This is a genomic window from Variovorax sp. OV329, assembly GCF_900114785.1.
Classification (GTDB): Bacteria; Pseudomonadota; Gammaproteobacteria; order Burkholderiales; family Burkholderiaceae_C; genus Variovorax.
On the sequence record NZ_FOUG01000022.1, the window covers coordinates 1 to 19,453 of the forward strand.

17 protein-coding genes and 1 pseudogene are annotated in these 19,453 nt (G+C 69.0%); 7 read left to right on the forward strand and 11 right to left on the reverse strand.

Annotated features, from left to right (window positions below; all coding sequences use genetic code 11):
• Positions 1-89 precede the first annotated feature (89 nt).
• From BM345_RS25965 to BM345_RS25985, 5 genes are all read right to left on the reverse strand, one after another.
• Positions 90-371, reverse strand: a complete 282-nt coding sequence (locus tag BM345_RS25965; protein WP_093385682.1) for a hypothetical protein — start codon at positions 369-371, stop codon at positions 90-92.
• 51 nt (positions 372-422) lie between these two features.
• Positions 423-857, reverse strand: coding sequence for a hypothetical protein (locus tag BM345_RS25970; RefSeq protein ID WP_139237617.1), 435 nt, complete (start codon positions 855-857; stop codon positions 423-425).
• Positions 858-1,021: 164 nt separating this feature from the next.
• Positions 1,022-2,041 (reverse strand): dienelactone hydrolase family protein, encoded by a 1,020-nt coding sequence (locus BM345_RS25975; RefSeq protein ID WP_093385687.1) that lies wholly within the window; start codon positions 2,039-2,041, stop codon positions 1,022-1,024.
• Positions 2,038-3,783: a tetratricopeptide repeat protein gene (locus BM345_RS25980; RefSeq protein WP_175545158.1), complete on the reverse strand. Its 1,746-nt coding sequence runs from the start codon at positions 3,781-3,783 to the stop codon at positions 2,038-2,040. The genes BM345_RS25975 and BM345_RS25980 overlap by 4 nt, the downstream gene beginning before the upstream one ends.
• 210 nt (positions 3,784-3,993) lie before the next feature.
• Positions 3,994-4,560 carry a MarR family winged helix-turn-helix transcriptional regulator gene (locus BM345_RS25985; RefSeq protein ID WP_093385692.1) on the reverse strand — a complete coding sequence of 189 codons (567 nt, stop codon included), beginning with the start codon at positions 4,558-4,560 and terminating at the stop codon, positions 3,994-3,996.
• 199 nt (positions 4,561-4,759) lie between these two features.
• Here BM345_RS25985 and BM345_RS25990 point away from each other — a divergent pair, with 199 nt between their 5' ends.
• From BM345_RS25990 to BM345_RS26015, 6 genes are all read left to right on the forward strand, one after another.
• A complete protein-coding gene (locus BM345_RS25990) occupies positions 4,760-5,752 on the forward strand; it encodes a Bug family tripartite tricarboxylate transporter substrate binding protein (RefSeq protein ID WP_093385695.1) in 993 nt (330 codons plus the stop codon).
• Positions 5,753-5,757: 5 nt separating this feature from the next.
• Positions 5,758-8,067 carry a xanthine dehydrogenase family protein molybdopterin-binding subunit gene (locus BM345_RS25995; RefSeq protein WP_093385697.1) on the forward strand — a complete coding sequence of 770 codons (2,310 nt, stop codon included), beginning with the start codon at positions 5,758-5,760 and terminating at the stop codon, positions 8,065-8,067.
• Positions 8,060-8,947, forward strand: a complete 888-nt coding sequence (locus BM345_RS26000) for an FAD binding domain-containing protein (RefSeq protein WP_093385700.1) — start codon at positions 8,060-8,062, stop codon at positions 8,945-8,947. The genes BM345_RS25995 and BM345_RS26000 overlap by 8 nt, the downstream gene beginning before the upstream one ends.
• Positions 8,944-9,438 carry a (2Fe-2S)-binding protein gene (locus BM345_RS26005; protein WP_093385702.1) on the forward strand — a complete coding sequence of 165 codons (495 nt, stop codon included), beginning with the start codon at positions 8,944-8,946 and terminating at the stop codon, positions 9,436-9,438. The genes BM345_RS26000 and BM345_RS26005 overlap by 4 nt, the downstream gene beginning before the upstream one ends.
• Complete coding sequence (locus tag BM345_RS26010) at positions 9,428-10,309, forward strand: SRPBCC family protein (RefSeq protein WP_093385705.1); 882 nt, start codon at positions 9,428-9,430, stop codon at positions 10,307-10,309. The genes BM345_RS26005 and BM345_RS26010 overlap by 11 nt, the downstream gene beginning before the upstream one ends.
• Positions 10,310-10,500: 191 nt before the next feature.
• Positions 10,501-10,755 carry a hypothetical protein gene (locus BM345_RS26015; RefSeq protein ID WP_093385707.1) on the forward strand — a complete coding sequence of 85 codons (255 nt, stop codon included), beginning with the start codon at positions 10,501-10,503 and terminating at the stop codon, positions 10,753-10,755.
• 257 nt (positions 10,756-11,012) lie between these two features.
• Here the strand turns inward: BM345_RS26015 and BM345_RS26020 are convergent.
• From BM345_RS26020 to BM345_RS26030, 3 genes and pseudogenes are all read right to left on the reverse strand, one after another.
• Positions 11,013-11,982: pseudogene (locus tag BM345_RS26020) on the reverse strand (Bug family tripartite tricarboxylate transporter substrate binding protein).
• A gap of 40 nt (positions 11,983-12,022) precedes the next feature.
• Positions 12,023-12,385, reverse strand: coding sequence for an AtuA-related protein (locus BM345_RS26025; protein WP_093385892.1), 363 nt, complete (start codon positions 12,383-12,385; stop codon positions 12,023-12,025).
• A gap of 50 nt (positions 12,386-12,435) precedes the next feature.
• Positions 12,436-13,836, reverse strand: a complete 1,401-nt coding sequence (locus tag BM345_RS26030) for an acyclic terpene utilization AtuA family protein (protein ID WP_093385711.1) — start codon at positions 13,834-13,836, stop codon at positions 12,436-12,438.
• A 76-nt stretch (positions 13,837-13,912) separates the two neighbouring features.
• Between BM345_RS26030 and BM345_RS26035 the strand changes: the two genes are divergently transcribed.
• Positions 13,913-14,827, forward strand: coding sequence for a LysR family transcriptional regulator (locus tag BM345_RS26035; RefSeq protein ID WP_093385714.1), 915 nt, complete (start codon positions 13,913-13,915; stop codon positions 14,825-14,827).
• Here the strand turns inward: BM345_RS26035 and BM345_RS26040 are convergent.
• The 3 genes from BM345_RS26040 to BM345_RS26050 all read right to left on the reverse strand — a co-directional run bounded on the left by BM345_RS26040 (position 14,814) and on the right by BM345_RS26050 (position 19,426).
• Entirely contained in the window at positions 14,814-16,595 is a 1,782-nt protein-coding gene (locus tag BM345_RS26040) for an ABC transporter ATP-binding protein (protein ID WP_093385716.1), read from the reverse strand. The genes BM345_RS26035 and BM345_RS26040 overlap by 14 nt on opposite strands.
• Positions 16,596-16,598: 3 nt before the next feature.
• On the reverse strand, positions 16,599-17,942 hold the full coding sequence (locus tag BM345_RS26045; RefSeq protein WP_093385719.1) for an NUDIX hydrolase: 1,344 nt from the start codon (positions 17,940-17,942) through the stop codon (positions 16,599-16,601).
• 143 nt (positions 17,943-18,085) lie between these two features.
• Positions 18,086-19,426, reverse strand: coding sequence for a glycerate kinase type-2 family protein (locus BM345_RS26050; protein ID WP_093385721.1), 1,341 nt, complete (start codon positions 19,424-19,426; stop codon positions 18,086-18,088).
• Between the last annotated feature and the right edge of the window lie 27 nt (positions 19,427-19,453).

A 19,453-nucleotide genomic window follows, 5' to 3' on the forward strand; every position in this document is an offset into this window, starting at 1 on the left:
CTGCCACTAAAAGCAGCAGGTTAGGGTTCTTACGTGGGTCAGATTTAGATGGAAATCGCCGGGGTTAGTGGGTCACTTCTAGATGGAAATCAACACCCCAGCATCGAGACGCACATCCGGCCGTCGTCATGCAGGCGCCAGGTGCCGGCCACCAGCCCTGCGCTACCGGGCCTGAAGGCTTCGACAGTGCCATCGGGGTTGAAGATCCAGCGCGAAACGAGGCCGCTGCCCAGGTTCCTGGACAACAGCGGCCGGCCGACGATGGCGAGTTCCACCTCGGGCTTGCTCAGGAAGACACGGCCCTGTCCCTGCACCCGCAAAGGTGCCAGCAAGGCCGAGACGAGCAGCGTCAGAAACGGTATGCGCAGCATTGCGGCCTCCCTCCCGAAGACACGGCAGGCTCGCGGGCGATGCGCGGCCGGTCAGGGCCGCGCCGCCATCGACTCGCGCTTCTGCGTGGTCGGGACGACCCGGCTGTTGACCTTCGACTCGCTCGCCACGTTCTGGTCCGGCGCGCTGGCCGCCTCCCGGGCTTCGGAGGCCACCTTCGCCGGATCGGCCGTGCCCTTGAATTCACCGAACCCGCGCGTGCCCGCCGCGCCGTTCTGATCAGGCGCACTGGCGGCCGCACGGGCCTGGGCAGCCATTTGAGCAGGATCGGCCGTGCCCTTGAACTCGCCGAAGCCGCGAGTTCCGGCCGCACCGTTCTGGTCGGGGTCGTGCGCCGCCGCGATGGCCTCGGCACGCACTGCCTCGACGCTGCGTCCTGCGGGGGCCGCAGTCTGCGCGTGCGAGCCACTCGTGGACAGCGCCACCAGCACAACAGCCAGACAGGAAGGAAGATGATGGGTCTTCACGGCTGATCCTTTCGTGGGTCGTCTTGCCGGGACTGGCGACGCGCCAGCTTGCCGGCCCACCAAAGTTATCTGCCCAAGCGCATTTCTCCACGACGTCTGGCCGAGCGTGCAACGAGACTTGGCCGATGCGCTCCGACTTTTCGGCGACGCTTCCGAGGCAGCGACTACTTGCGGAAGCTACTGTCCAGAAAGTCGATCACCTCCAGGGTGACGCTGGCCTTCTGCGTCAGGTTGGTCCAGGTCGAGGCGCCCTTGCCCATGCATGTCTTTCGCATCTCGGCAATGAGCCCTGCGGATTCCGCATCCGGGAACGAACGTCCGCCGACGACGAAACGGCCGTCCGGCTCGACCGGGATCCGGCACTCCACGAAGGTCTCGGTGAACGAGTCCCGCACGCGCCGCGTCATGACCGGATTGCCGTCGAAGCCGCTGGAGACGCCCGGGTAGATCCTCATCTTGGCCGAGCCGCCGGCGGCGGCGTAGTCGCGGACCAGGTCCGGGCAGGCCCTGGCGCCCGCAATATCGTCCTTGTCGCCGGCGACAAGGAACACATCCGAGCCCGGCTTCGGCGATCGAGGATGGAACATGCAGGCGGGCGTAAGCGCAACCGCCAGCGTGAAGCGCTGTGTCTCGTCCTGCAGGAAGGTGCGGTCGGCCGCCATCAGCGCGATCGTGCCGCCGCGGCCCGACCCCATGATGGCGATCCGGTCGGCCACGTGCCCCTGGGCGACCAGATAGCTGCGGGCCGCGAAGGCATCGCGCAGCTGCGCGTAGAAGCTCAGCCTGGTGTTGTCGATCAGGGTGCTGTTGACGCCACGTGGCCCATTGCTGTCGATCGCGATCACGGCGTAGCCGGCCGAACTCAGCGCGCGTCCGAAGTGACCTTCGCGGGCATTGGTCCACCCGGTCGGGGCATTCACGATCACGACCGCACCACGCGGCGCGCCGATCGGACGGAAGTAGACCGCCGGGACCGGCACGACCAGCGCCCCGGGCTGCGGCGACATGAGCGTCAGCAGCTTGTCTCCCTTCGGCGGCATGTTGATGTCGTCCGGCACGAAGTACGACAAGGGATTGCTTTGAATTCCAAACTGCGCACCGGCCCCCAGGGGAGCAAGCGCGAGCAGAAGCGCCGCGACGAAGCGCGCGACCAGGTGATTGGAGCTTCGGGCCATGTCGGTCATTTGCCTCCGTCTGGCAGGCCTGCCTTCCTGAGCCCCTCCAGCAATCGGCTGCGCTGTGCCAGGAATTGCGGATTGGCGGACGGATAGGTCCGGATGACGTAGTCGATGCTTCCCAGCGGATGTGCCTCGCGATACTTCGCCATGTGGTCGGCGGCGGCTGCGTCGCGCCAGTACAGGGCGTCGAGGGCGGCCAGCATGAGGTATGGCCGGGCGCTGCCCGGGAACTCGGCGGCCCAGTGCTTGAGGATGCTGTAGGCCTCGTCGTCCCGACCCTGAGCGAAGGCGGCGTCGGCCAGGATCTGGTTCAGGCTCTGCTGGCGCCGAGTCTGGAAGGGCCGCAGGTCGGTCACCTTCTGCAGGTGATCCTGTGCGTCCTCGTAGCGGCCCTGGCGGATCAGCGCCCCGGCCATCCGGAGGTGGATGACGGGACTCTCCGGCGAGACTTCCAGCGCGCGCTGCCAGACCCAGAGAGCCTCTTCGGGCCGCTCGCGCAACAGCAGCACCTCTGCCCAGGCCGCCATGACCCGGGCGTTGTCGGGCGCAAGCTCCATGGCACGCCTGAGAACCTGCTCCGCGTGCTCGAGCGTTCGCTCCGGGGTCCGGCTGTAGAAGGCGTAGAACTCGCTCAGGTGACTCATCCCCAGACCGAGCATGGCCTCCACCGAGTAGGGATCCGCCTGCACCGCAGCCTCGAAGTGGCGGCGGGCGCTCTCCAGGTCCGCCCTGGAGCTGCCACGATCCAGGTCGCGCCAGGCCAGGGCGATGCGGTCCACAGGATTGTTCTCGCGCCCCGAGGAGCGCGCCCTCTCGACCTCGATCTCGTAATAGCGCGCCTGCAGCGCCACGAGCACCTCCCGCCCATAAGCGGGACGGGGCGCCTCGTCGGCGGACCTGAATTCCGCCTCGTGCAGGCGGTAGACCGCGCCGGAGGCAATCTCTGTGAGGTAGGTATCGACCGTGATCCTGCCGTCCGCCCTCATCACCCGGCCGCCGAGGACGTAGCGCACGCCCTGCTCCCGACCGATGCGCTCGAACTGCGGCTCGGCCGGGTCCTGCCGGACCGTCGCCGCGCGGCCGATCACCCGGACACCGGCGCGCACGAGTTGACTGCCGACGATGTCCGCGAGGTCATCGCCGAGCGTCGAACCCTGCGCCGAACCCTGTTTGTCGGTGAAGGCCAGCACGGCCACCGAACGGCGGTTGCGGATCTCGTCGTCGATGCTGATGCGTGTGTCGCCCTGGCGCTGCCACACCGCGGCGGCGCCGAGCAGTGCCGCCAGCGCCAGGGCGCCGCATGCCAGGAGCCACTGGCGCCACGACGGCCTTGCCGCAGGCGGACCCTGCTGCACGGCAACCGGCTGAGGCTGCATGGACCTGACGTCCACGTCGAACATGTAGCCGCGGCGCGGCAGGGTCTTGATGCGCTGCTGGCCCTTGTCGTCCAGGGCGATGCGCAGGTCCTTGACGCATTGGACCAGCGAGTCGTCGGTGACGACCACTGTTCCCCAGAGCGCCCGCATCAGCTCTTCCTTGAGCAGCACCCGCCCCGCATGGGCGAGCATGTACTGCAGCAGCGCCAGGGACTTGGGCGTCAGCGCGACCCTGATGCCCTCCTTGTCGACCAGTTCCTGGCGGGCCGGATCGAAACGAAACCCATCGAACGCGATCACGCCCTCGCCGCCGGACGTTCGCCCGGCCGAGTCGGCCAACGCAACGCGCGTGTTCACCGATGGATTGTTCAACCCGCCTCCGACGCCGCCGGACGCCGAGGGACCCGCAGGTACACCCCAGTTCGAAATTGTGGCGGCGCTCGCCATGACTGTGAGCCAAACCTCCGGCTAAGTCGAATGGCCATCCATCATGGGCATCGGCGATCGCCTGCCCACGATCGCCGCCCGATCGTTCGACGATCAAGCCGTGAAGCCGCGCCGAAGCCGGCCGGCGCTGGTCCGCTAGATGTCCAGCCCCAGTGGATCGACCCGTCCGTTCCCGTGGCGGCCCTCAGCCTCCATCTCGCTGCAGTAGGCCCGCAACTTCAGCAGCGCGCGGTACATCGCGTCACGCTCCTCCACCGGCAAAACGCGGATCGCCGCGGCCTGGCGCGCGCGGGCGATCGGGATGGCCTGCGCGTGCAGTTCCCGGCCGCTGTCGGTGATCACGCAGTAGATCTTCTTGCGCGGCGTGTTGCCCTCGGCCTCCAGCGCCACCAGGCCGCGCCCCTCCAGCAGCTTGAGCGTGCGGCTCACCAGCGCCTTGTCGGAAGTCGACTGCAGCACCAGGTCGCTGAAGGCCACGCGCTGCGCATGCGCCACCAGCGACAGCAGCCGCCACTCCGACACCGACAGGCCGAACTGGTCGGCGTAAGGCAGCGTGATCGTGCGGCGAAGGGCGTTGCCCACCTGGCTCATCATGGTCGTGATGAAGGCATCGACCGTGAGGCCGGTGCCGGCTTCATCCAGGTCGTGCCAGGGGGTGGCGGTGTTCTGGGGGCGGGAAGAAGGGGGGCTTTGCTCGCTCATGGGGCACGCATTGTTCCATGCCGGTGCACTGCGATTTCAGGCTTGCTGCGAATTCGAAAATTATCTGTGTCAATAGGTAGTTGCAGCAAGTTGATGCATCAATTCAAGCCTCAGAATCTTTATTCATTAGTGAATCTTTGTTTCACTAATAAAACGCATCAAGCAAAGCCGCCCCACCCTTCGACTCCAGGAGTCCGACTTGACCCTCTCGACCCGCCGCCACGTCCTCAGCCTCGCCACCGCCCTGGCCGCCAGCGCATTTGTCGCCACCCCGGCCCTCGCCCAGGGCGAGTACCCGAGCAAGCCCATCACGGTAGTGGTCTCGTACCCGCCGGGCGGCGACACCGACGCCATCGCGCGCCTGTTCGCCGACAAGCTCTCGGCCCGCCTGAAGCAGCCGGTGATCATCGACAACAAGCCGGGCGCCGGCGGCGCACTGGGCAACAACTACGTTGGCCGCGCGGCCAACGACGGCTACACGCTGCTGTTCACGCCCAACCCCTTCACGACAGCCCCTCTGGTGATGAAGCTCTCGCCCAGCGCCAGCTACGACGTGCTGCACGGCTTCGAGCCCATCATCAACACCGCCACACAGCCGCTGGTGCTGGTGGCCAACCCGGGCCTGGGCGTGAAGACCCTGCCCGAACTGATCGCCATGGCCAAGGCCGGCAAGCCGGTCACCTACGCCAGCCCCGGCGCGGGCTCGCCGATGCACATCCTGGGCGAGTGGCTGAACCAGGCCGCCGGCGTGAAGATCACCCACGTGCCCTACCGCGGCGTGGGCCCCTCGGTCACCGACGTGGTGGCCGGCCATGTGAACACCGCCTGGGTCACCTTCGGCGCGGTGCGCCAGTACCTGCAGGCCGGCAAGCTGGTGCCGCTGGCCATCGGCGACGCGCAGCGCTCCAGGCTGGCGCCCGAGGTGCCCACGCTCAGGGAACTGGGCTACAAGGACGTGGTGGTCGGTTCGTGGAACGGCTTCTTCGCGCCCAAGGGCACGCCCGCCCCGGTGGTGAAGATGCTCAACGCGCACCTCAACGAGATCGTGAAGCAGCCTGAGGTGGTCGAGAAGCTGGCCATCTTCGGCGCCCTGCCCGCCGGCGGCGCGCCCGAGGTGCTGGGCAAGATCAATGCGAGCGACTACGTGGTCATGGGCAAGGTGATCCAGGATCTGGGCATCGTCGCGGAATAAGCGCCATGCAGTCGCCACCCTCCGAGGAAGAACGGAAGGGCGCATCGACCCTGGGGGCCGACACGCCCCAGGTCACGGCCCGCGCGAAGGTGCTGGGCCGCGCCCTTTATGCCGGTGACATCAAACTCGCCGGCATGCTGCATGGCAAGGTGCTGCGCAGCCCCTACCCGAGCGCACGCATCGTCTCCATCGACGCCTCGGCCGCCCTCGCCCTGCCGGGCGTGAAGGCCGTGCTCACCGGCGCCGAGGCGCCGCGCGCCATGTGGGGCGTGCATCACAAGGAGCGCCGCATCCTGGCTGAAGGCGTTGTGCGCTTCGCCGGCGAGGAAGTGGCTGCGGTCGCAGCCGTCAGCGAGGACATCGCTCGCGACGCGCTGGACCTGATCCGCGTCGAATACGAGGAGCTGCCCGCCATCCTCACGACCGACGAGGCGCTGGACGAGGAAGCGCCCGGCATCCATCCGGGGCGCAACAACGTCTCGCACGAGATCAGGTTCACCCGCGGCGACATCGACGCCGGCTTCGCTTCCGCGCACCTGATCCACGAGGCCACCTACGACTGCCATGCGCAGTACCCCGGCTACCTGGAGCCGATGGGCACCGTGGCCAGCATCGACCCCGACGGCCGGCTGGTGGTGTGGACCTCCACCCAGTCCGTCACGCAGGCTCGCCTGCGCCTGGCGGCGGCGCTGGAACGCCCCATCTCCAGCATCCGCGTGATCCAGGCCACCACCGGCGGCGGCTTCGGCGGCAAGATGGTGGAAGACGCCAACAACCTCATCGCCGGCCTGCTGGCGGTGAAGACCGGCAAGCCGGTGCGCGTGGTCAACAACCGGCTGGAAGACTTCCTGGCCTGCTGCTCGAGCGTGCCCGAGCGCGTCACGCTCAAGCTGGGCATGAGCGCCGACGGCACCATCGTCGCCAAGGACGTGCGCATCGTCGCCGAATGCGGCGCCTACAGCGGCCTCTCGGCCGAGGTGATGCACGTCAGCGCCATGCGCAGCGACAACATGCACCGCAACCCCAACGTGCGCTCGCATGCCACGCTGGTCTACACCAACAACCCGCCGCACGGTGCCTTCCGCGGCTTCGGCGGCACGCAGATGCAGTTCGCGCTGAACAGCCACATCGACACGATGGCGCGCATGCTGGGCCTGGACCCGGTGGACATCCACCAGCGCAACGCCATCGGCCAGGGCGAGGTATCCATCCACGGCTGGCAGATCGGCAGCACCGGCCTCGTGGAATGCATCGCCCAGGCCGCGCAGGCGATCGGCTGGAAGGACAAGCGCGGCGCGCCCAAGGCCCCCGGGCCGAAGCGGCGCGGCGTGGGCATGGCCGCGGCCATGCACGTGAGCGGCAACCGCACGATCGGCAACTGGGACGGCTCCACCGTCGTCATCAAGGTCAACGAGGACGGGCGCCTGTTCATCCTCTCGGGCGAATGCGACATGGGCCAGGGCGCGATGACCATGCTCAGCCAGATCGTCTCGCACGAGCTCGACCTGCCGATCTCGCACGTCTACGTGCAGGCGCCGGACACCGACACCTCGCCCATCGCCATCGGCTCGCTGGCCTCGCGCGTGACCATCGCCGCAGGCAACGCGGCCATCGTGGCGGCGGGCATGGTGCGCGACAAGCTCTTCGCCCTGGCCGCCAGGCAGTGGAGTGTGCCCACGGACAGCCTGAAGCTGGAAGGCGGCTTCGTGATCGCACCGGAGCGCCGCGCCACCATCGCCGAGCTGGCGAAGCTGCACGTGTGGACGTACGGCGGCGAAGGCATCCAGGTCAGCGGCACCTGGGACGCCAAGACGGTGATGCACGACGACAAGGTGTACGGCAACATCGCACCGGCCTATTCCTTCGCCGCGCAGGCGGTGGAGGTCGAGGTGGACACGGAGACCGGCAAGGTCACGGTGCTCGACAGCTTCGTCTCGGACGACTGCGGCAAGGCGCTGAACCCCACGGCCATCCACGGCCAGACCAACGGCGCCACGGTGCAGGCCTTCGGCTGGGCGCTGTACGAGCAGCTGCAGCTGGAGGGTGGACGCCTGATGAACGGCAACTTCGCCGACTACACCATGGCCACCGCCGACGCCGTGCCGATGCTGCGCGGCGGTTTTGTCGAATCGAACGATCCCAACGGCCCCTACGGCGCCAAGGGTGCGAGCGAGACGGCCATCCTGCCCGGCGCGCCGGCCATCGCCAACGCGGTCTTCGATGCGGTGGGCGTTCGCATCACCACGCTGCCCATCACACCCGAGAAGGTGCTGGCAGCGCTGGCCGCTCAACGCGAGGAGAACGTGCATGCGTGATTTCGATTTCCTGGAACCCACGACCGTGCACGAGGCCAGCCACATGCTGGCCGACCTGGGCGACGACTGCCGCGCCATCGCCGGCGGCACCGCGCTGATGCTGGGCATGCGCCAGCGCATGCTCACGCCCACGCACCTGGTTTCGCTGGGCCGCCTGCCGCAGTTGCGCGGCATCGAGTTCGACGAGAAGAACGGCCTGCGCATCGGCGCCCTCTCGCGCCATGCCGACGTCGCCGCTTCGGCCATCGTGCGCCAGCACTACCCGGTGCTGGCCAGCATGGCCTCGCGCGTGGCCAACCCGCAGGTGCGCAACCAGGGCACCATCGGCGGCAACCTCTGCTATGCCGACCCGTCCACCGATCCGCCGGGCTGCCTCATGGCGCTCGATGCGAAGGTGGTGCTGGGCAGCAGCCGCGGCGAGCGGGTGCTGTCCATCGAGGAATTCCTGGTCGACTACTACGTCACCGCGCTGGAGAGCGACGAGATCGTGACCGAGATCCGCGTGCCTGCCCCGGTAGCCGACACCAGCGGCGTGTACTCGCGCTTCCTGCGGACGGCCGCCGAGCACCGCCCGCTGGCCAGCGTGGCACTGGTGGCGCGGCGCGAGGGCCTGCTGTGCCGCGAGGCGCGCATCGCCGTCGGCGGATCCACGCCCATCCCGGTTCGCCTGCGCCGCGCCGAGGCATTTATGGAAGGCCGTACCGTGGACGAGAACACCGTGAACGAGGTGGCCGACATCGTGGCCACCGACATCGATCCTGTGTCCGACACCCGCGGCAATGCCGACTTCCGGCGCGAGATGGTGCGCGTGGTGGCACGCCGCACCGTGGCCGAGCTGTTCGGCCTTAACGACCCCTTGCAAGAAGGAACTGCGCGATGAGCACGCACCGAATCGAATGCAGCGTGAATGGCGAAGGCTGCAGCGTGGAGCATGTGCCGGCCCGCCGGCTTCTGTCCGACTTCCTGCGCGACGACCTGACGCTCACCGGCACCAAGCGCGGCTGCGAGACCGGCATCTGCGGCGCCTGCTCGGTGCTGGTGGATGGCGAGGTCGTCAAGTCCTGCCTGATGCTGGCCGTGCAGGTGCAGGGCCGCGAAGTGCGCACCGTCGAAGGACTGGCCCAGGGCGAGCAGCTTCATCCGCTGCAGGAGAGCTTCATGAAGTGCGGCGGCCTGCAGTGCGGCTACTGCACGCCCGGCTTTCTCATGACCTCGTGCGCGATGCTGAAGCACAACCCCTGCCCCAACGCCGACGAAGTGCGCCACGGCCTGAACGGCAACCTGTGCCGCTGCACCGGCTACACGCAGATCGTGGAATCAATTCTGGAAGCCGCAGAAAAAATGAGGGAGACCGAACATCATGGAAATTGAAAAGACATTGACCGTCGCCGCCGCGCCGCAGCGCGTGTGGGAGCTGCTGCTGGACCCGCAGGTGATGGGCGGCTGCGTGCCCGGCATGCAGTCCATCGACGTCATCAGCCCCACCGAATACGTCGCGCTGATGCACGTGAAGATCGCCTTCGTGAGCGCCAAGTTCAAGCTGCGTACCAACATCGTGGAGCAGCGCGCGCCCGATTACCTGCGTGCCGAGGGCACGGGCGAGGACGCCTCCGTGGCCAGCTCGCTCAAGCAGCAGAGCGAGATCTTCCTCACGCCGCTGGCCGACGGTGGCACCGAACTGCGCATCAAGGTCAACGTCGATGTTCTTGGGCGCCTGGGCACATTCGGCCTCTCGGTGATGAAGACAAAGGCGGACCGGATGTGGGAGGAGTTCGGCAACAACCTGCGGGCGCGTATCGACGGGCCGGCGGCTGGAGCGGCGAGTGCTGGACCGGCAGCGGCCGTGAAGCCGGTGGCTGCGGGTGCCACGCAGGGAGCGGCTCATGCAAAGGCCGCGCCTCCATCCGCGGCTGCCACGACGCCTGCATCGGAACGCGCTGCGTCGGCATCGCTACCTGCAGCGTCAGCAGCTCCTGCCGTGTCGGCGGTGGGAACTCTGGCGCCCTCGCCTTCCGCCACTCCAATGCGTGCGGCGGCACCCGCAGCGGTCCTCAACGGCCACGGCGGCAGTTGGTGGTCGCGCCTGATCGGGGGGCGCAACACCAACGGGCACGCCGACGGCAACGGCCGCTTCATCCACATCGAAGTGCAACAGGGTGGCAAGACCATCCGCGTCGACTGGCCGTTGGAAGGTGCCGACCAGTGCCAGGCGTGGTTGCGGGAGATTGCGTCGGGAGGGTGACGTTCTGCGACCACCGGATGGTGAGACAGGGCCCGCGGGCCTTGCCTGCCAGCTCTCGGGCACCTCGGGGCCCAGCTTCGCCCACAATGGCAAGTGCTCTGCGGGGATGGAATCCCGACCCTCTCGCCGAGAGCAATCCGTCGTATTGCTAGCATTGGCAGCTCGACGACCCGTAGACGACCCGAAGCCGTATGACAAACGCATTCAACCGACGAGAGAAGCTGAACAAGATGGTGCTTTGCGCTTCGTGTTCCGCCATCCAGCGCAACTGGCGCCGTGCACCCGGACATGCCGAACTCGTCCAGGCATCCAGCCGCAAGGTCGAGCGCAGCGATGGCCACACGGTCACCGTTACCAGCTACCGCTGCGACGCTTGCGGCACTCGGTGGGAATACGAGAACGACCGGACGAACCAGCAGGCCGGCTGGTCGGTTGTAGGGGGCTAGATTCTCCCTCGGGGGTCGCACGCGGGCAGGCGGCTCAGGCATCGCTGCTGTCGTGGTCAAGGTGACCTGAAGGGTGCTTTCTCCGACACGGTGTCAGCCTCGGCTGGCATGAAGTATCTGCGTCATCCGCACGCCGCGGCCCGCGCAACTGCTGCAAACTGAGGCCACGGTCCCGGCCAAGCCCTCGTGGTACCCCGGCATCGCGAGAACCCTCCGGCCAAGACGTCTTGGCGGAGGGCTTTTCGTCGTGCTCGTCCTTATTCGGCCTCGATCCCTGCAGTTTTCACGATACGACCCCACTTCTGCGATTCGCCGGCCTGGAACTTCGCCAACTCTTCCGGCGAGGTGGTGAAGACTTCCGTGCCGGTGGGTTCGTAGAAGGACGTCTTAGCCTCCTGGCTGCGTGCCGCCTGCACCATCAACTCGTTCAGGCGCTTGACCACGGCCGGCGGCGTCTTCGCGGGCGCATAGGCCGCGAACCAGTAGCCCATCTCGTAGCCCTTCACGCCGGCCTCGGAAATGGTGGGCACGTCCGGTGCCAGCGGCGAACGCTTGTCGCTGGACACGCCCAGCGCGCGCAGCTTGCCGGCCTTGACCTGCGGCAGGCCGGTGGCGGTGTCGGTGATCATCATCTGGATCTGGCCGCCCAGCAGGTCGGTCACGGCCAGGGTGTTGCTCTTGTAGGGCACGTGCAGCAACTGAATGCCGGCCATCTGCTGCAGCAACTCGCCCGCCATGCGGCTGGAGGAACTGCCGCTGCCGAAGCTCAGCTTGCCCGGCTCCTTCTTCGCCATCGCGACGAACTCGCCCACGCTCTTGGCGGGGGAGGCGTTGTTCACCACCATGATCTGGCCGCCCTTGCCCAACGCGGTGATGGGCGAAAAGTCCTTCACCGGGTCGTAGGAGAGCTTCTTGTACAGGTGCTCATTTGCCGCGTGCGTAGTGTTGGTGGTGATGAGCACCGTGTAGCCGTCGGGCGCCGCCTTGGCCACCTGCTGGGCCGCGATCATGCCGCTGGCACCGGCCTTGTTGTCGATGACCACCGCCTGCTTGGTCGCGGCCGTGATCTGCACGCCGATGGGCACGCGCGATCTGGTCGGTGGCCGTGCCGGCGGCGAAGGGCACCACGAAGGTGATGGGTTTTTCCGGAAAGCCCTGCGCCTGGCCGATGACGGGCAAGCCGGCCAGCAGCGCGGCTCCGAGCGCAGCAGCGTGAAAACGGTTCATTTCTTTTGTCTCCTGAGTTGATGTGAGGAAAGAGAGGTGATCAGTCGTGTCCGCCCTTGAGCAGCGGCACGAGTTCACCGGGCACGCGAAGGCGCATGTCCAGCAGCAGGAAGGACAGCGACTTGCCATGCGTGTCCAGGTTGAGCGCGTCGTTGACGCCGCCGTCCAGCACGCCGTCAAGCACGAAGTTCATGGCGTGCAGGCCGGGCAGCAGGAAGCGCTGCACCCGGCTGGGCCGGCGGTGCGCGAACTGCGCGGCCACGGCCTCGCAGCCGATCTCGTCGACAAGCAGCGGATAGAGCTGCGGATGCCAGGCGATGACGCTGATGTTGGAACGGTCCCCCTTGTCGCCGGTGCGGCCATGCGCGGCGCGGTACAGGGGCACGTCGATGAAGTCGCTCATGGAAGTACCTTCGTGCTTCGCGCCGCGGTGCGAGCTTGCTTGCGCGGTGCTCATGCCGTGCCCTCCACGAATCCGAAGCGCACCGGCACCGCCTCGCGCGGCAGCAGGCAGGACACGGTGTTGAGCCGCGGCGTGAGCGCGCTGCGCACGCCGCCGCCGCCGGCCGGGCCGCAGGTGTAGAGCGCCATCACCTCCCGCTGCAGGCGCTCGGCCTGGGCGCGGTCCCCATGGGTCGCGGCCACGCGCAGGCGCACATCGCGGCCTCCGGCATCCGGCGTGGCCGCCAGTGCGCGCCCCGCGTCGTCGCCCAGGATGCTCAAGGTGCCGATCAGGTCCACACGCAGCTTCAACTGTGGCAAGCGCTCGCGCAGCACCTCGGCCGCCAGGCGCGCACGGGCTTCGGCGCGCGGGCCGGCATAGGAGATCTCGCCCTCGGCCAGCCAGCCGCCTTCGTGGCAGACGTTGACCTTGTAGTGCGTGGGCCGTTCATGGCCGCCGATGCCGGAAAGCCGGACCCGATCGGCGCCAACGGCCTGCACCGCGGCGTTCGAGAGGTCGGCCACGACGTCGGGAGTGAGGTAGGCGGCGGGATCATGCACTTCGTAGAGCAACTGCTCCTTGACGCTGGCCTCGCTCACCAGGCCGCCGGTGTGCTCGGCCTTGCCGATGACGCAGCCGCCGTCGGCATCGATCTCCGCGATCGGGAAGCCGACCGAGGCCAGCCCCGGCACGTCCTTGAAGCCAGGGTCGGCGAAGTAGCCGCCGCACACCTGCGCCCCGCATTCGAGCAGATGGCCGGCCATGGTGGCGCGGCCCAGCCGGTCCCAGTCGTCCGACCGCCAGCTGAAATGCGACATCGCCGGGCCGACGGTGAGCGACGGGTCCGCCACACGCCCGCACACCACGACCTGCGCGCCCGCATCGAGCGCGGCGGCGATGGCTTCTGCGCCGATGTAGGCATTGGCGCTGACGATGCGCAGGCCTTCCATCTGCGCACCCAGCACCTCGCGCAGCAGAGCCTGCTGTGCGGGTGCGCCCAGGTCGTCGCCCTCCACCACCGCGATGCGCGGCGCCGTTGCGCCCAGTTCGCGGGCCATCCGGGCAATGTGGCGCGCCGCGGCGCGCGGGTTGGCGGCGCCGAAGTTGCTGACGATGCGGATGCCGTGCTGCAGGCAGCGCGCCAGCACCGGGCGCAGCATCTCGTCCAGCAGCGGTTCGTAGCCGGCCTGCGCGTCGGCGCGGCGACGCAACTGGGCCAGGGCCAGCGTGCGCTCGGCCAGCGTCTCGAAGATGAGGAAGGCCTTCTGGCCCGCCGGGCCCGATTGCAGCCGGCGCACCAGGGTGTCGACCACCGGGCCGGCGGCGTCGGTGCGGTCGCCGGAGAAACCGGCGGCGCAGCCCACCAGCAGCGGAGGTGCCTGTGGTTCCAAAGCGTGATTCGTGCCTTGCATGCTTCGAACTCTAGGGATCGGCCAGTCATCCGTAAAATCGAAAGTTCAGATCGACTCATCCAACTTTCGGATAAGCATGAAGCTGCCCGATCTCTCGACGAAGCAATTGCGTGCCTTCCTCGCCCTGGCCGAACAGCGCAATTTCACGCGTGCGGCGCAGGGCTGCCACCTGTCGCAGCCCGCCTTCAGCGCGCTGATCCGCGGCCTGGAGGAATCGCTGGGCGCGCGCCTGTTCGACCGCGACACCCGGCGCGTGCTGCTCACGCCCGAGGGCCGGCGCTTCGAGGAATCGGCGCGCCGCCTGATGGAAGACATGAGCGGCGCCCTGCAGGATCTGGCCGACCATGTGGAGCTGCGCAAGGGCCGCGTGCGCGTGGCCGCCCTGCCCTCGCTGGCGGCCGGCTGGCTGCCGGGCGTGTTCGCCGAGTACATGCAGCAATGGCCGGGCGTGCGCATCGACCTCATCGACGCGCTGTCGGACGACTGCATCGCCCAGGTGCGTGGCGGCCAGGCCGACTTCGCGCTCGCGGCCTCCGGTGCGGGCAGCACTGCGCAGGGCGACCTGCGCAGCCGCCGCCTGTGCTCCGACCGATTCCACCTGGTGTGCCGCGCCGACCATCCGCTCGCGAAAGAGTCGCGCATCACCGCGAAGAAACTGGCGCCCTGGCCCTTCATCCAGATGGCGCGCAACAGCAGCGTGCGGCAGGCGCTCGACGCAGCGCTGCATCCGCTGCGCATGAACACGGTCTTCGAAGTGGAGCACCTGGCCACGGTCACCGGCCTGGTGGATGCGGGCCTGGGCATCAGCGTGGTGCCGGCGCTCACGCTGTTCCAGTTCCGGCGCGAGAGCCTGGTGACGCGGCCGCTCTCGCTGCCCGCGCTCACCCGCACCGTCTACCTGGTGCAGCGCCGCGAGGGCGGCCTCTCGGCGGCTGCGCAGGCGCTGCACGACCTGGTGGTCGCGCGGCTGGGCTCGCTCAAGGTCGATTGACGACGGCGCCGCGCAAGGAAGGCTGGCGCGCCAGCACCTCGGCGCTGGGGCCGTAGTCGGCGATGCGACCGGAATCCATCAGCAGCACGGAGTCGAAGCGCTCCAGCAGGCTCAGGCGGTGCACCGAGGCGATCATGCAGGCATCCGGGAAAGCCTCGGCCATGCGCTGCAGCACGCGCGCCTCGGTGGCGGCGTCGAGCGCGCTGGTGGGCTCGTCCAGCAGCAGCAGCGAGCTGCCGCGCGCCAGCAGCATGCCTCTTGCCAGGCACAGGCGCTGGCGCTGCCCGCCCGAGAGGTTGAAGCCGCGTTCGGACAGCGGCGTCTCCAGGTTGCCATGGGTGGTGGCCAGCACCTCGTCGAAGGTGCTGGCATGCAGCATCGCGTGCAGCAGCTCGTCGTCGCAGGGCTCGCCGAAGCTGAGGTTCTCGCGCACGCTGGCCTCGAAGATCTCACTTTCCTGCGGGATCAGCGTGGCGATGTTTCGCAGGCTGGACCAGGGCGCCGGCTGTCCGTCGAAGGACAGCGTGCCGCTGCCCGGCTGGTACAGGCCGGCCAGCACGCGCAGCAGCGTGCTCTTGCCGCCGCCGCTGGGCCCGACCAGCGCGATGCGCTCGCCGCGGCGCAGCGAGAGGCTGATGTCGTGCAGCCCGCTGGGCACGCGCTCGCCCGCATCCACGGCTGCTGCGGCGGCCGCCCCACGCGGCAGGTAGCGCCAGTTGAGCTTGGCCAGCTGCAGGGCCTGCCACTGCGCATCGGGATCGAGCGTTTCGCCGGCCTGCACGTCGGCCACGCGCGGCGGCGCGGCCCAGATGGGCGCGGCGCTTCCGAAGTCTGTGTGCATGCGCGCGAAGGACTGGAAGTTGTTGGCCATGGAACTGACCACGCCTGCGGCCTGCTGCGCGTACTGGTAGATCATGAAGACCGAGCCCAGCATCACCGCCTGCCCGGGCTCGCGCGTCTGCACCACGTACAACACCACCAGCCCCCAGGTGAGCGCCATGCCCAGGATGTCGACCGCGAACCACTTGCCCTCGTTGAGCACCACCGTGTGCTTGAGCGGCTCGGAGATGGCCGCCATGCGCCGCGCCAGCAGCCGGCGCGAGGGCCTGACCAGGCGCAGGCCGATCACGGTGGAAGTGTTGGCCAGGAAGTCGAGCAGCGCCGACACGTAGCGCCGGTCGGCATCGTTCTCCTGCCGCGCGTACTTCATCAGCGCCTTGTCGAAACGCAGCACCACCAGGCCGATGAGCACGTAGCCGACGATGGCCAGCGCGCCGCTGCCGCGCGACAGCAGGGTCAGCGCCACCAGCGGGCCGACGATGCTGACGATGGTGCTGAGGTAGACGAACTGGTTCTGCGCGAAATCCGCCAGCGCCCGGCTGGCCTGGTGCACGCGGTGCTGCAGCTCGCCCGAGTGGTGCGCGTCGTGCCAGGCCAGGGGCGCATCGGCCAGCCGCGTGTAGAGCTGGTCGGCCAGCTGCTCGCGCACATGCAGGCCCACGTTGCGCTCCAGGATGCGGCCGGGGCCGTGCATGAGCCATGACGCGAGGTAGACGCCCGCCAGCGCGCCGATCCAGCGCGCTGCGCCAGGGTAGTCGCCGGCCTGCAGCGAATTGATGGCCTGCCCCGCCAGCCAGGGCATGGCCAGGCGCAGCAGCTGCGCCGAGGTGAGCAGCGACAGCGCGCCCACCAGCTGAATGCGCGTGCCTTCGGCATGACGCCACAGCGCACCGTAGAGACTGCGGATGGCGTGGCCGGCCGAGTCCATGCGTCAGCGCGCGGGGCGCAGGAAGCCGCGGGCCGGTGCCAGCCAGGCTGCTTGTCCAGGGATCTCTTCGGCGCTCCACGGGGATTCGCCGGTGAAGAAGAGGCCGTCGGGCAGCAGCAGGAAGCCACGCGCCTGCACGTCGCCCCCAGGTGACAGCACCCGCAGGTGCAGTTCGCCGGAGCGCAGCTCGTCACCCGGCACGAGGCGCACGTGCTCTGCTTCCGGCCAGGCCCGGCGCAACGCCTGCGCCGCGGCGTCGGCCAGCTCGCCCCGTGTGGACAGCACCCAGCGCACCGGGCCCGGCGCCGCGGCTCGAAGCGCCTCGAAGTGCGCGGCATCTGCGGGCTGCGGATCGATCAGCGCCCAGGGGCCATCACCGTTGCCGGAACCGACGAAGTAGCTGTGCGCGCCCGGCCCTTCGCCCTCTGACGCGGTGACCCGCACCACGCGCGGCGACAGCGCGAGCACCTGGCCGCCCTCCAGCGTGTGGCGCCCGTGGCCACGGCCGTCGGGGTCCACGTAGCCCAACTCGGCATAGGCGGGCTCTTCCATGTTCACCGGGCGCGGTGCGCCCGGCCCGCCGGCCACGCGGGGCATGGTCAGCGGGATGTCGCGCAGTGTGCCTGCATGGGCCATGCATTCCTGCACGCTGCCGAACGTCGCCAGCTGCTCCAGGATGCGCCGGGTCACGTTCATCAGCTTGAGCCGGCGCGCGGGGTCGATGGCGTCCTGCGGCCGCAGCCAGGCGTGCTCGGCGATCTCCACCTGGTCGATCTGCACGTTCTGGCCGGGCGGCAGGGCCGCGATGAAGAAGCGGGTGTCGAAGCGGCGCGGCATGCCAGGCGGCGTGAGCCAGTGCGCGAAGTAGTTCAGGCGGTCCATGGCCAGCTGCCAGCCCTGGTCGGCGCACATGGCCAGCAGCGCATCGGTGCCGGCAGCGGCCGCACCGCGCAAGGCCGCCAGGCGCTCGGCGCCCAGGCTGTCGAGGTCCACCAGCCGTTGCTGCGCGTCGTGCGCGAACAGGATGCCGGCCTCCTCGAAGCACTCGCGCACCGAGGCGGCGTAGTAGTCGAGCCCGCCCTGCGCAATCGACAGCCGCGTGCTCGCGGCCCGGTCGTCCACGCCGGCGCAGCAGGCATGCAGATGGCGGTCGTGCGCATCGAGCAGTCCGCCGGGGAACACGCTCGCGCCGCTGTTCTGGTCGTTGGCCTTCTCGATGCGGCGCAGCATCAGGGTCTCCAGGCCCTGCGCGCCGTCGCGCAGCACGATGAGGGTGGCGGCCTGGCGGATGGGGCGCACCGGGGCGGCCGGCGACGATGGCGGCGGGGTAGCGGGCGATGGAATCATTGCGGTCGATGGTAGCGCCGCCACCCGCGGGGCAGGTGCGGCGCAGGTGACAGCTTTGAATCCGCAGGTACGCGGGACGTCCCGCACCTGGAGCAGGCCGAGGTAGCCGAGCACGAGATGAGGCCTGGCCCGCCCGAGCCGCGCTACAGGACCAGGATCGCGCGGAAGTCGTTCACGTTGGTGTGCGTGGGCCCGGTCACCAGCAGGTCGCCGATGGCATCGAAGTAGCCGTAGGCGTCGTTGCGGTCCAGGTGGTCCGACAGCTTCTTACCGGCCGCCTCGGCGCGCGACAGCGTGTCGGGCGTGACGAAGGCGCCGGCGTTGTCCTCCACGCCGTCGATGCCGTCCGTGTCGGCCGCCAGTGCCCACACCGCCTGCTGCGCCATCAGCGCACCGGCCAGGCCCAGGCAGAACTCGCCGGCCCGCCCGCCGCGGCCCTTGGCCTGGCCGGGCTGGCGTGGACGGATGGTGACCGTGGTCTCGCCGCCCGAAAGGATCACGCAGGGCTTCGCAAAGGGAGCGCCGCGATGTGCGACGGCTCGCGCCAGCGCGGCGTGCACCTTGCCGACCTCGCGCGACTCGCCCTCGATCTCGTCGCTGAGGATGTGCGCCTCGATGCCGGCGGCACGTGCTGCGGCGGCGGCTGATTCCAGCGATTGCTGGGGCGTGGCGATCAGGTGCACCTCGTGGCCCTTGAACACCGGGTCCTTCGGGTCGGGCGTTTCCAGCGCGCCGCTCTTGAGCGCCGCGCGCACCGCGTCGGGGATCTGGATGCGGTAGCGGTCCAGGATGCCCAGCGCATCGGCGCAGGTGGTGTCGTCCGGCACCGTGGGGCCGCTGGCGATGATGGCCGGGTCGTCGCCCGGCACGTCGCTGATGGTCAGCGTGACCACCCGCGCCGGCCCGCAGGCGGCGGCCAGGCGGCCACCCTTGATGCGCGACAGGTGCTTGCGCACGCAGTTCATCTCGCCGATGTTGGCGCCGCTGTCCAGCAGGTCCTTGTTGATGCGCTGCTTGTCTTCCAGCGTGAGGCCCTCGGCCGGCAGCACCAGCAGCGAGGAGCCGCCGCCGGAGATCAGGCACAGCACCAGGTCATCGGCCGTGAGCCCCTGCGTGAGCGCGAGGATGCGCTCGGCCGCCTGCATGCCGGCCGCGTCGGGCACGGGATGCGAGGCCTCGACGATCTCGATGCGCTGCGCCAGGCCCTCGGGCCGCGGCGGGATGTGGCCGTAGCGCGTGACCACCAGGCCCGACAGCGGTGCGTCGGCCGGCCAAAGGGCTTCGAGCGCCTGGGCCATCGAGGCGCCGGCCTTGCCCGCGCCCAGCACCAGCGTGCGGCCGTTGGGCGGCTTGGGCAGCTTCGCGCCCATGCTAGACAGCGGCAAGGCACGGTCCACCGCCACGCGGTAGAGGTGCTCGAGGAATTGGCGCGGGGCTTGCCGTGCGTCGGGCACGGGGCCTGCGGCTGGATTCGATGCGATCATTGCTCTTCAATCTCCAACGTACTTCCC

Coding starts and splice junctions, on each gene's coding strand:
- BM345_RS25965 (WP_093385682.1), bottom strand. CDS start 371: ATGCTGCGCATACCGTTTCTGACGCTGCTCGTCTCGGCCTTGCTGGCA.
- BM345_RS25975 (WP_093385687.1), bottom strand. CDS start 2,041: ATGACCGACATGGCCCGAAGCTCCAATCACCTGGTCGCGCGCTTCGTC.
- BM345_RS25985 (WP_093385692.1), bottom strand. CDS start 4,560: ATGAGCGAGCAAAGCCCCCCTTCTTCCCGCCCCCAGAACACCGCCACC.
- BM345_RS25995 (WP_093385697.1), top strand. CDS start 5,758: ATGCAGTCGCCACCCTCCGAGGAAGAACGGAAGGGCGCATCGACCCTG.
- BM345_RS26000 (WP_093385700.1), top strand. CDS start 8,060: ATGCGTGATTTCGATTTCCTGGAACCCACGACCGTGCACGAGGCCAGC.
- BM345_RS26005 (WP_093385702.1), top strand. CDS start 8,944: ATGAGCACGCACCGAATCGAATGCAGCGTGAATGGCGAAGGCTGCAGC.
- BM345_RS26010 (WP_093385705.1), top strand. CDS start 9,428: ATGGAAATTGAAAAGACATTGACCGTCGCCGCCGCGCCGCAGCGCGTG.
- BM345_RS26015 (WP_093385707.1), top strand. CDS start 10,501: ATGACAAACGCATTCAACCGACGAGAGAAGCTGAACAAGATGGTGCTT.
- BM345_RS26025 (WP_093385892.1), bottom strand. CDS start 12,385: ATGAGCGACTTCATCGACGTGCCCCTGTACCGCGCCGCGCATGGCCGC.
- BM345_RS26030 (WP_093385711.1), bottom strand. CDS start 13,836: ATGCAAGGCACGAATCACGCTTTGGAACCACAGGCACCTCCGCTGCTG.
- BM345_RS26035 (WP_093385714.1), top strand. CDS start 13,913: ATGAAGCTGCCCGATCTCTCGACGAAGCAATTGCGTGCCTTCCTCGCC.
- BM345_RS26040 (WP_093385716.1), bottom strand. CDS start 16,595: ATGGACTCGGCCGGCCACGCCATCCGCAGTCTCTACGGTGCGCTGTGG.
- BM345_RS26045 (WP_093385719.1), bottom strand. CDS start 17,942: ATGATTCCATCGCCCGCTACCCCGCCGCCATCGTCGCCGGCCGCCCCG.
- BM345_RS26050 (WP_093385721.1), bottom strand. CDS start 19,426: ATGATCGCATCGAATCCAGCCGCAGGCCCCGTGCCCGACGCACGGCAA.